The organism is Pirellulales bacterium (assembly GCA_036490175.1).
Taxonomy (GTDB): Bacteria; Planctomycetota; Planctomycetia; order Pirellulales; family JACPPG01; genus JACPPG01.
Map to the genome: position 1 here is coordinate 24,273 of DASXEJ010000258.1, position 12,102 is coordinate 36,374.

At 59.0% G+C, this 12,102-nt stretch carries 7 protein-coding genes; 4 read left to right on the forward strand and 3 right to left on the reverse strand.

Features of this window, described 5'->3' with window-relative positions:
- Nucleotides 1-422: 422 nt before the first annotated feature.
- Entirely contained in the window at nucleotides 423-2,258 is a 1,836-nt protein-coding gene (locus VGG64_19280; GenBank protein HEY1601752.1) for a hypothetical protein, read from the reverse strand.
- A gap of 743 nt (nucleotides 2,259-3,001) precedes the next feature.
- On the opposite strand from VGG64_19280, the gene VGG64_19285 reads away from it, so the two are divergent.
- Nucleotides 3,002-4,063 carry a PEP-CTERM sorting domain-containing protein gene (locus tag VGG64_19285; GenBank protein HEY1601753.1) on the forward strand — a complete coding sequence of 354 codons (1,062 nt, stop codon included), beginning with the start codon at nucleotides 3,002-3,004 and terminating at the stop codon, nucleotides 4,061-4,063.
- On the opposite strand, the gene VGG64_19290 is transcribed toward VGG64_19285, so the two are convergent.
- Together VGG64_19290 and VGG64_19295 are read right to left on the reverse strand one after the other, a co-directional pair.
- The gene (locus VGG64_19290) at nucleotides 4,055-5,326 is read right to left on the reverse strand and encodes a choice-of-anchor tandem repeat GloVer-containing protein (protein ID HEY1601754.1); all 1,272 of its coding nucleotides are present in this window, start codon (nucleotides 5,324-5,326) and stop codon (nucleotides 4,055-4,057) included. The two genes, VGG64_19285 and VGG64_19290, sit on opposite strands and share 9 nt — an antisense overlap.
- Before the next feature lie 220 nt (nucleotides 5,327-5,546).
- Nucleotides 5,547-7,850, reverse strand: coding sequence for a dockerin type I domain-containing protein (locus VGG64_19295; protein ID HEY1601755.1), 2,304 nt, complete (start codon nucleotides 7,848-7,850; stop codon nucleotides 5,547-5,549).
- A gap of 547 nt (nucleotides 7,851-8,397) precedes the next feature.
- On the opposite strand from VGG64_19295, the gene VGG64_19300 reads away from it, so the two are divergent.
- From VGG64_19300 to VGG64_19310, 3 genes are all read left to right on the forward strand, one after another.
- The gene (locus tag VGG64_19300; GenBank protein ID HEY1601756.1) at nucleotides 8,398-9,678 is read left to right on the forward strand and encodes an acetylxylan esterase; all 1,281 of its coding nucleotides are present in this window, start codon (nucleotides 8,398-8,400) and stop codon (nucleotides 9,676-9,678) included.
- 176 nt (nucleotides 9,679-9,854) lie between these two features.
- On the forward strand, nucleotides 9,855-11,096 hold the full coding sequence (locus VGG64_19305) for a PQQ-binding-like beta-propeller repeat protein (GenBank protein ID HEY1601757.1): 1,242 nt from the start codon (nucleotides 9,855-9,857) through the stop codon (nucleotides 11,094-11,096).
- Nucleotides 11,097-11,144: 48 nt separating this feature from the next.
- Nucleotides 11,145-11,951 (forward strand): hypothetical protein, encoded by an 807-nt coding sequence (locus VGG64_19310; GenBank protein ID HEY1601758.1) that lies wholly within the window; start codon nucleotides 11,145-11,147, stop codon nucleotides 11,949-11,951.
- Nucleotides 11,952-12,102 lie beyond the last annotated feature (151 nt).

A 12,102-nucleotide genomic window follows, 5' to 3' on the forward strand; every position in this document is an offset into this window, starting at 1 on the left:
GTTTGCAATGGGGCAGCTTTGGGATAAGATCCCTGAAAAGCACGGAGCTTTTGGGCTTTTAGCGGTTCCGGCAGGATTTTCTCACACAGTAGAAGTCGCAGGTTCGAGTCCTGCAACGCCCATTCGTTGTAAGCCCCGCCGAAACGAGCATTTCTGTTACCTGCCGACGTTCGGCAGTGCGGGCCTTGAAGTCCTCCGAAATCCGGTAGCCTACCGGATTGCTGATGGCTGGAGGTTCGCACGATGTCCGCTACCAATTCGGCACGCATCCCATCATAGCGCCGTCACACGCCAACGGGTCAGGCTGTGGTCACTCTTGCTGGCAAGGACCGATTTCTAGATCTTTGGAGAACCCATCGTGACTCAGCACTTTATCGCGATTGACACGATAAAGCGCCATGCGTCGCAATCCCGCAATCGCGTTATTTAACCCGGAAGCCGAAAAGGTCGGCGTCCAGCAGCTCGATGAAGAGCACCACGCTGCGGCCCTGCAACTCCTTGAGGCTCGAACCGTTCTTGAATCGCACCACTTGCTCGACGCTGTTCGCGTCGATGGGAATGCAGTCCTCCCGTGAAAATCCGGCGAGCACGTTCTGCTCCAGCAGGTGCGGTGCGAGGCTGTCGGTGGTGTCTTTGAGTGTGCGAACCGGCTTGTATTCGGCGATGCCGACCCGGACGCGCCCACGGCTGGCGTCCACGTTGAGCTGCAAGGTGTCGCCTGAAACCACAAAGGGCTTGGTGACCAGAGTTTCCATCTGGCTCTTCGTGCGCAGGCTCACATACCGATTGTGCTTTTGCGTATACAACGCGATCTGCCCCTTCCGAACCCGATCGGCGTAACGCGTGCTCCTCTGGGCGTCGGTGCGTGTGACGAGATGATCTCCATTCATAACACCGACGTAAAACCAATCCTCGTCCTCCACGAGGACCGGCGGGGCCGCAAACATAATTAGGCGATCATAACTGTCCTCCTCGGTACCGTGCGGAATCCAGGCCTCGCGGCTGGCGGTGCGATCCCACGTGCGCCCGCCGTCGCGACTCAGCGTGATGCGCATTTCGTTCGTTCCCTTGCGCGCCCAGGGCCAAAGGGATGGATTCTCGGCCGTGGCTGGCCAGGGCCAGCCCTGGCGCCGGCCGGACATTTCGGGCGCGCTTTTATCCAAGACCGGCCCCCCTTGCGGCGAGGAGCGGTCGCCGTGGAACCAGCTCAATAGCCCTAACACCACCCCATCCTGACAAAAGGGTGCCATCGACATCGGCTCGTCGTAATAGTCCGCGCGGTGCGGATCCGCCGCATCAGGGGTCAGAACGATGTCCGAGGTCCAGTGCTTGAGGTCGGGCGATGCGAAGCGAGCGATTTCGCGCGTCGGCAGCCAGTGCGGCACCGCGTTCTGGACGATGGCCACCCACTCCTGGTGCTGCGCGTCCCAAAAACTGAGAGTGCGTCCGCGCGGGCTGAAGGTGCCATCGACCGGCGTGAGTTTTTCCTTCCAGTCGCGGTCGTTGATGAAGTCCGGCAATTCGGCCCCAAAGTAGTTGCGGCCGTCGATGTTGAAAGCGTACCGCCTGGCAGGATCGGTCACGTCGCCGTACAGCGCGAGATCCATGAAACCGAACGGGCTAAGAGTGTTATTGTCCCGCCCGACTCCGGTGGGATGAGTAAACGGCGTATACTTCTTCCAGTCGGTCCCTGTCGGCTGATCGAGAATGCCGAGGTTCGGTTTTTCCCAATGGACGCCGTCCTTGCTCGTCGCATAACCAGCCGTCGTCACGTACTCTTGATCGGGGTCCGGCGGACGGGAATCCGCCACCTTGGTACGCCATGCGCCATCGGCAAAGATTACGTCATTGATCGTGGAAGAACGCGCATCGCTCTTGGGAATCCACCACACGGCGGTGTAGTAGCCAACGAATGTGCCGTCGGCTTTTCGCACGAAGTGAGTAGGCAGCGCGCTATGAGTTTCCCACGGCTTATCATTCGCAATCACGACACCCCTGGCCTTGGGGTGATGCACGACGCGGTCCAAGCCCGTGCCACGGGCGACCGCGAAGTCGTCGATGAACAGCTGCCAGTGCTGCGGGTCGATAGCCTGTTCTTTGCCATTGTCGGTTTTTTTGTCCGCTTGTTTATCAGCGATCGGGTTGGAATCCGCAGCGGTCTGCTGCGCTGACAGCTCCGTCAGCGGATTGAAGGCAACGACAAGTATCAATACAGCGACCGCCCGCATGCTTCGAATAAGTAGGCGCATGGTGTTCATAGATGCCATTGTTTTAGGGATAGCGGGGATTACGACTACAAGCAGCGATATGCGCACCCTGCATTGCGGACTAGCGAGGAGAGAAGGATTGCAGCCGGTAAGCTACCGGATCGCTGTCTCACACTACCGCGATTTGTCGAGAGAGGCCACTACTGTCTGCGACTATTTGCAGTACTCTCGACTCGGACTAAAACCCGGAAAAGACCGGAGGATTTAGGCTTTGCGGTTCCGGCGGGATTTTCTCACACGGTAGAAGTCACAGGTTTGCGTCAGGTAACGCCCACTACTTGTCAGTCTTGCCGAAGCAAGCATTCCTGTTACCTGCCGATGGTCGGCAGTGCGGCCCGCTCCCCAAGCGATAAAACCGTACATACCGCTTTGCGCCTCCGAATGGCACTCCGCGCCATGCCAAAACTCGTCAACACTCCCCCTCGCTATCTAGGTCGCAATGTCAGCAGTGAGGCCATCGTCAGAATCGGCGGGGTCGAATGTTGCGCCGCGCGAGGAAATACCCGCTCGAACCGAATCCCACAAGCCGTGACCTCCAGGCCGCCGGTACGCTCCCATGCGACCGTAGGAAGTTCCCAATATCTCGCGAATTCCTTTGTATCTAACATGTTGCAGGACTACTTTACAGGCATGTCTTGCCAGGCGGGTTCTGTGGTCGAACGCAAACACCTGGGCTTGCGTTCTTTCATCATGGCGGCATTTCTGTCGTTTTGGGCCGACGAAGGAGAAGTGTCATGAAGTCGCGCGTCGCGTTTCTTGCGGTTGCGTTGGCGAACTCAGCGATATCTCTTGCCGCGGACTATACCGTCACGGATTTGGGAACACTCGGTGGCTCCGCGTCGAGCGCCCGCGCAATTAGCGACAGCGGATTGGTCACCGGTGCGATCACAATCGGAAACCAGTCGCACGTTTTCTTGTACGACGGCACGATGCACGATATCGGGACGGGGGTTGGCGACGGCGTTAACGACGCCGGTATGGTGACGGGGACGACGCCTGGCGCCTCGCCGGACGATTCGTCGCGCGTCTTCCTGTACGACGGCACGATGCACGATCTGGGCCCGGGCGCGAGCTACGGCATCAACAACAGCGGTGAGATCGTGCTGGACGGTATCCTTGGACAGGGGTTTCTCTATTACGGCGGATCGATGCACCCCATGCCGCTCTTACCCGGGGGGATAAACTATGCCATCCCGCTGGCGATCAACAATAGCGGCGAAGCCGCCGGCGTCGGTGACGCGCCGCTCGGATACAACCCAGGAGCTGAGCTGTACGCCTTTCTGTATGACGGGACGACGATGCACGACATCGGAACGCACGGACAGACTCCTGACGCGGTGCTGTTCACGAGCATCGCGTACGGCCTGAACGGACATGGAGATGTTGTGGGAACGGATACGGCTCTATCGACCGGCGGCGCGGGAATTAGCGGCGGATTTCTCAACATTGGCGGCGTCGAGAATGCCATTCCGGGGATTGCCCCGACCGGGGTCAACAATAGCGACATTGTGGTCGGGACGTCGACAACCGGGGCGGCCATCTATACCCTGGGCGGCGGGCTGGTGAATCTTGATGCGCTCATTGCTCCTTCGTCGGGATGGCACATCACGGCTGCCGCCGCAATCAACGACGCCGGACAGATTGTCGGATCCGGCAGTTTCGACGGCGGCCCGCTGCACGCCGTGCTGCTAAATCCTGTCCCCGAGCCATCCACTATCGCCCTGGCGGGCTTCGGGGCGCTGGCGATGATGTTGATTCGATGGATCGGGCGCCAAGGACATTGCACGTCACGATGAATTAGTCTCTTTCGCAGACTTTTCTTTCGAGACGTTGCCGCGCCACGCGATACCAATAGTCAGGGCAAGTAGGCCCAGGGCCAGAGACGACGGCTCGGGCACTGTCACGGAAAATAAGATGCCACCTCCGCTGCCCGAATCCGGATTGGCGTAGCCGTAGACTGTTGAGCCGTCGACCGCCAGATATCCTGCAGGATTATAACCAGTAAAATTGTGCAGGACCTGGTAGTTCGATCCATCTGAATTCATTGAAAATATCAGGCCATCGCCGGTCGGACCGCCGGTCGAAACCGTGCCGACCAACAGCGAGCCGCTATGAACCAGATTGCCAAGTTGGTATCCCGCAGTGCCGAAGTCTGCGAAGCTGTGCAGCATCTGATAATTCGAACCATCGAGATTCATCGAGAAGATCGTGCCGTCGCTGGCAAGTGGCACGCCGCCCGCGTTGGTGGTGCCAAATAGCTGCGAACCAATTTGCACAAGGCCCGTGTATGACTGGTTGCCAGTAGCGTCGAACTGATGCAGGACCTGAAAATTCTGTCCGTTGGGGCTGACGGAGTAGATCACACCAACATTGTTCTGACCTCCCGCCGAGGTGGTGCCGTAGAGCGTCGACCCGACGGCCAAAAGCGGGCCGTGTGGGAAGTCGCCGTCTGTTCCGTTGAACGCATGGATCGTCTGGAGATTCGAGCCATCCACATTCAGTGAAAGCACGCTTGAGCCATTTGCGTAGACTCCGAAAAGTTGCGACCCCAGCAGCGTCAGCGGCGAAAGTGGTGCATCGGAGTTGCTCGGGAAGCTCGACAGCACTTGAGAATCTGAGCCGTCCAAAGCCATCGATAGCACTTTGCCGGGATTCGTGGGCGACGCGTATTGCGTAACGCCATAAAGTTTCGAGCCCACCTCGGTGAGGCTCAGGAACATGCTCCCCTCGGTCGTCGTGTCGAGCTGATGGAGCGTCTGAAAGTTGCTGCCGTCGACAGCGACCGAGAACGCGGTGTCGCGGGTCGTACCGTACAGCGTCGAGTCGATGTCCAATAGATTGCCGCCGAGTTGCACATTGTTTGGAAACGTGAACAGGGTCTGGTATCCGTCGGCCAGCGCTGTGGAAACAGCCAAACCGCCCAGCATCGCGAGGGTCATGCATGTGGTCGCGGCAAATCGCGAGATGCACAAGTAATTATGTCGAACAACGGGCCGCAGTGCGGTTCGCAAGAAAGACCAATCCATCGCAGCCACCTGCCCATTGTCGCCCTGTGCCATTGATGTTGTTCCTGGGATGACCTTGTGCCCTGTCGGGTCGGTGGAACTTGCGACGTGCCAGAAATCGCGATGCGTAGCATGACCCGCAAATGTTCTCCCTGTTCTCACTCCAGGTATATACGGCTGCCACGCGGTTGGGAACGATTTCCCACCAGATATTCGGCTTATGACCCCCGATGTGCGGCTCTACTGATTTTGGGCCGTGCTCGGCGATTCGGCCCTAGGATCTACGGCGTCTGGCATACAGCGTCGCGCTTGCCAGCAGTGCGAGCGCGGCGGTCGATGGCTCAGGCACTTGCGTGGCCGTTCCACTGCCGGCTGCGTGCAGCCAGTTGGTGGCCACAAGGTTGATGTCGAGACCGTTGACGACTCCGTCGTTGTTGGCGTCGCCGGCCACGCCCGTACCGGAGGCCAACCATTTGGAGGCAATTAGATTGATGTCCAACCCGTTGACGATCCCGTCGCCATTGACGTCGCCGCTGATCGTCACACTTAAGGTGCCGGTGCTGTAAAGCTGCGATGCGTTCCAGCTTAGGCCAGCCCCGAGTGCCGGCAAATTCAACTGCGAGAATCGACCGGTTTCGCTTCCCCATGTGAACAAATGAAACTTGTTGCCGACTTGCGGCGTGATGCCGTCAAGCACGATCTGCAGGGCGCCGTCGAAGCTGAGCTGGCCGGCCACATCGATCTTGTCATATCCGGTTACCGGTGTCGTGCCCGCCAATTGCATAGTTGTCGTGTTCGAATGCTGTAGCGTCACATTTCCGCCGAAGCTCATATCGACCGCAACATTCGGCGAAAGTCCGCCGGCGAAGACCGCCGCGCCTGTGCCGACGGTGCCGTTTGGTCCGGAATACCCACCCTGGAATGTGGCGCTCGAGCCGCTGTCGATTGTGAACGTGCCGCTATTGGTGACGGCGCCGTAAAACGTGTGGCTTTGCGATCCCGACACTTCGATGTTGCCCCCAGTCGCTAGGTTGCTAACCAAACTAAACACGCTCGACTGGCCGGTGAATTGCACCCGGCCACCGTTGGCAAGGCCGGCGGTCGTGGTGAGCGTGCCGCTCCCTTCGATCAATGAACCGGGCCCGTTGCCGAGCAGGCCTCGAATGTCCAGTTCTCCGCCGTTGAGTATCTCGGTGCCGAGATTCACAGAACTGTTGAACACAATTAAATCAGAATTCGGCCCGACGGTGACGCTGCCGTTGTTGGTCAAGCCGGTTGTGGAAAACGTCGCTCCCTGCTCGACCTTGAGCTGCGAGCTCACGTCTGCGACCGAGACCGTGCCGGCAAGCGACACAGAGAGTGGCTGACCGACGAAGTCAGCGATGCCGCCATTGCTGATTGTAATCTTGCTGGCCGTCAGGTTGCCTCCGGTCATCGTGAAGTTGGCACTGCTGGCGGTACCGTCGACGACCAGGGCGCTCGTATTCAGCGTGCCGCCTGCCAACGTTAGTGATCCGCCGTTATTGACCGTCGTGGACTGTCCTACGACCAGCCCCTTGGTGGCGTCGAGTGTCAGGTTGGTTCCCAGCAACTGGCCGCTGCCGACTGTAACACTCGTCGGTCCAGTATTGGCGTTGGTGAATGTATTCGTGCCAGACGACCAACTGGCGGGGTCGAAGAAGCGGAAGGCTTCGATATCGAGGCTGCCGCCCATGAAAGATCCTCCGGCATAGATCATTCCGGTCGGGGCAACCGAAACCGAAACCGGGTTGAAGGTCCGGCCATTCACCGTCGCGGCAACGGTTTCCAGGTATGTGCCGCTGGTCGAAAATACCTTGATGCCAGCATTGTTGTCCGTGGCGTATACCAGGCCCGTCCCGCCGACTGCGACTCCTGTGGGCTGATTAAGTTGACCTGGGCCCGAGGCATCGCCGATCGACGAAACAAATGCTCCGGCGCTTGAGAATACTTCAAGCCGATTATTGCTGGGATCCGTGACGTAGACGTTTGCACCCGTGGCGTCGAGCGCCAAGGCACCCACATTTGACGGGCCAATTTGACCAGGTCCGCTGCCGGGCGAGCCGAACGACCCTATGAGTGGATACGATGTTCCGTTGAAGGTCGAGCTATAGACATTAATCTGCGTCTTGGAAGCGGCATACACCAGCCCCGTTTGACTGACGACCACTCCGGTCGGTGTGATGATCCCGCCGGCGGATGGCAAGGAGCGTACGAAGTTGCCATTGGGATCCACCACGGCGATCGATTCGTTGGAATTCTCGGATAGATAAGATGTCCCGTCAGGTCCAATCGCCGAATAAATCGGATGCGCGACGTTGCCCGCTCCCACGGTATGCAAGAAACTTCCATCTGCGGCATATGCGCTTGCCGCGTTGCCGAACGGGCCTTCGGTCAGGACGATCTCACCGGCTGGTCCGACGCTACTCACGAAATAAGGATATTGCAAATATCCAGGGCTGTTCGTGGCGCCGCCCGCGATCTGATTCAGATAAGTGAATTGCGCGTGCGCTCTGTCGCCGCTGGTGACGAGCAATACATTGGTCAAGATGGCTGCCAAACAAAACCGCGTCGCGGTGCCGCTACATTGGTGTAAGTTTATCAATGTGACCTCGGCAAGTTGCAATCAGGAGTGGTGTGCATTCACGTGGCGCTATGACAAATTGTGTGCTGTGCTGTCGCGTGAAATCCGTCCGCCAGAATCATCTCCGCAGCGGAGCAGCTCAAGTGGATTCCGGGCGGCCGCCGGACTTCATCTACTGTGTGCCATAAATACAAATGTTGTCTCTGAGTCGTACTTTTGTCGGACCGGGTCAATACGATTTGCTGGGGGACAAAATTGACAATTCGCTCGCCGACGCACGGTTCGTTCATCGTCCAGGTATATCCGGCTGACAGACCATTGGGAACGATTTCCCGCCAGATATTCGGCTTATGACCCCCAATGTGCGGCTCTACTGATTTCGTGCCGAGTTCGGCCATTACGCCTGTGATCTGCAGCGTCTGGTTAGACTTTCACATTGGCAGGCAGGGCACCGTGGTCCGGTCGATCGCCGTCTCCTATGCTAGGTGCAATGTGGCGGTACCATTCTCGTTCGAGCAGACTCATGCAATATTCCCGTAATCTCCTGGTGGCACTCACGATCATGTCAGTCGGTACTTCAATTCAGCTGGCCCAGGCTGCTTATCCGGACGTTGAGCAGTTGCCCGATCGCGCGGAGATGCCCGATCCGCTGACGATGCTCGATGGCTCTCCGGTATCAAGTGCCACCCAGTGGCGCGAGCAACGCCGGCCGGAGCTGATTTCGTTGTTCGAGTGGTACATGTATGGGTCGCAGCCCGCGGCGCCGAAAGTCTCAGGCTCTGTGGAAAGCACGGATGAAGTACTGGGCGGCAAGGCCCGCATGAAGCAGGTGACGCTCGACTTCGGGCCGCAGGGGCGTGAACAGGGTGGCCGGATCAACCTGCTGCTGTTCGTGCCGGCCAAAACCACTCGGCCGGCGCCGGTACTGCTGGGTTTGAACTTTCGCGGCAACCACATGGTGATGAAGCATCCAGGCATCCGGCTTCCCACGTTGTGGGTTCCGAGTGGCGTGGGTGTACAAGAGAATCGGGCCACGGACGAGGGACGCGGCATGGAAGCGCCGCATTGGTCGGTCGAACGCGCGATCGATCGCGGCTACGCGGTGGCCACGTTCTATCACGGCGACGTTAAGCTCGATCGTCCGGAGTGGAACGATGGGGTGCCGGCCCTGTACCTGGCGCCAGGGCAGACCGCGCCGGCCGAACACGAATGGGGAACGATCGCGGCCTGGGCGTGGGGTTTGAGTCGCGCCGCCGATTACCTGGTAACCGATCCTGATATCGACGGGCAAGGCATGATCGTCTTTGGCCATTCGCGCAATGGCAAGACGGCGCTGTTGGCCGGAGCGCTCGATGAACGTTTTGCGATTATCATTCCCTCGCAATCTGGCTGCGGTGGTGCCGCGCCGAGTCGAAGTACGGTGGGCGAATCGGTGCAGCGCATCAATACCGTTTTTCCCCACTGGTTCAACGATACCTTCCCGAAGTTCAATCAGCAGTTGCAAAAGCTCCCTTTCGATCAGCACTGCCTGATGGCCTTGGTCGCTCCTCGGCCGTTGTTGCTGACCAATGCCACTGGAGACCAATGGGCCAATCCGACAGGGCAGTTCGAGATGCTCAAGCGCGCCGAGCCGGTCTTCAAGCTGTTGGGCACTGCTGGCTGTGGCGCCGAACAAATGCCGCCCGAGAATCAATTGGTCAACACGCACCTGGGCTACTTCATTCGGCCAGGGAAGCACGACATGAGCGACGTCGAATGGTCGCAGTGGCTCGACTTTGCCGATCAGCATTTGCCGAAGAGATAATGGTGCGTCGGGCGCGCGATCGCCAGCGCTCGTATAGAAACCGTAATGTAAAAAGCGCACATGTCAGCGGTTCTTGCCGGCGCCGTGGCAAGGTGCAGGCTTTCCGACGGGAAATGTTGTAATATGGGACTCAATTCCCCCGGCCGATCCGATGGTTTGCGAGCGAACGGAAATTGATGCGAGTTCTTGTGCTGTTGATCGCAGGACTGTGCGGCATCGCTTCGCCGGTCGCGGCTGAAGTGAACTGGCCGCAATTTCGCGGGCCTGGCGGCGATGGCATTTCGGCCGAAACCGGCTTGAGCCTCGCGTGGAGCGAGTCCGAGCACGTGGCTTGGAAAACCGCGATTCACGATCGCGGCTGGTCGTCGCCCGTTATCTGGGATCGGCAGATTTGGATGACCACGGCCACGGTCGATGGTAAACGGCTATTTGCCGTGTGCATTGATCGCGTTAGCGGACGCGTCGTGCATGATATCCTCGTATTCGAAATTGCCGAGCCGCAGTTTTGTCATGCTCTGAATAGTTATGCCTCTCCCACGCCGGTCGTCGAGGAGGGACGCGTTTACGTACACTTCGGCTCGGCGGGAACGGCCTGTCTTGATACGGAGTCGGGCCAAATTCTTTGGACGCGACAAGACTTGCCGTGCAACCACTGGCGCGGCGCGGGATCTTCTCCCATTTTGTTTGGCGACTTGCTCGTGGTCGCGTACGACGGCTACGACTTGCAATATGTCGTGGCTCTCGACAAGTCCACTGGTAAAACAGTCTGGCGGCGCGATCGCAATATCGATTACGGCCATGATGATGGTGATCAGAAGAAGGCCTATTGCACGGCCACGGTGATCCGCATCGACGGCAAGCCGCAACTTGTCTATCCCAGCGCCGGGGCCACGATCGCCTACGAACCAGAGACCGGCGACGAACTGTGGCGCGTCCAGCACGGCGGCATGAACGCGGCTTCGCGACCGCTATTTGGAAACGGACGACTGTACCTGAATAGCGCGGACGGCGGTTTCAAGTTGTTCGCCTTACGCACCGGCGGCACCGGCGACGTCACCCAGACGCATGTCGAATGGAAGTGCAAAGACGGCGTCCCCAGCCGGTCATCGCAACTATTGGTGGGAAATCAGATTTTCATGGTCAGCGATCGAGGTGTGACCACCAGTTTGAATGCTGAAACGGGCAAGCCGCTCTGGCAGAGTCGCTTGGGAGGAGATTTCTCGGCCTCGCCAATCTGCGCCGATGGTCGGGTCTATTTTCCCAATCAAGATGGCCGGACGTTCGTTGTCGAGGCCGGGCCAGAATTCAAGTTGCTGGCGACCAACACTCTCGACGACGGCTGCATGGCTTCGCCAGCGGTGTACGGCAAATCGCTGTTTTTGCGTACGGAGACGCACCTATATCGCATCGAGGATTAATCCGTTCATTGGTTGCGCGTCTTTGAACGTCAAAGCGGGAGGTGTGTGGTGCAATTCCTGTCGTTAGCCCTGGCACTGATGGCCGTGGCCATCTCGGGTGAGCAAGCGAGCAGTGCGGCGGATCCAGCATCTTCGCTGCCGAGCCAGGCGTTGAAAGCGTCGGCAACCGCGGTACTGGGCGAGAAATCACCCGCCGCGCCCCCGGACTCGTCAGAGCCGCCGCGCAATCCGCGCGTGCTTTTCATCACGGCCAAAGATAGCACGCGTTGCATTGAGGAACTTGCGCGCCTGCGCCGTCCCGGCGGCGATTTCGAAAGAATGCGTGCCTATGGTTGGAAGATTGGGCCGGGCGCCGGCAGCCACCTGCAAATCGTCGACCGGGATTCGATCCCTGATCTCGTCCGTCGCCTCGATGTGCACGACTATCCGACCGTGGCATGTGTCAGCAATGACGAGATAGTACGGTCGTTCCAAAGCGGCTGCACGACGCCGCTCGATCAATGGACGTTTGGCTGGCTGGCCAAGGGAATCGACGAGCGCCCCGCATCCTCGGTGCCCGAGGCCGCCCGCGCCGAGACGACGGGTCATTATCCGCTGCGCGGCAACCACTGGTCTGTGGACGGCGACTGGAGCCCGGCGCGGGAAACCATGATTCATCATCTACGGGGGCCGAACCATGCCAGTCGGTTGTCGGCCAGTTGGGAGATCGAAAGTTGGTCCTACGAAGAATTGCGCTCGTTGCACGACAACCTGCACGAAGCCGAAGGAGGCGTCGCGTCCTCGTCAAGCCGTGCGAAGTCAGGCAATCGAGGAACGAACCAGTTTAGCGCGAATCGCAAGATTACCGGCCGCTAATTGTACGGGACTCATGGAGAAATGTTGGTCGGCGCGGCGCGGGAGCCAAGACGCATACTTCGCAACGTACGCTGCACGCCACCGGCTGGCTGCCATTTAGGAATTGCTCCTTGGTTTGCCGCATTGCAAGCCGTACGGTGCAGGATCAGGG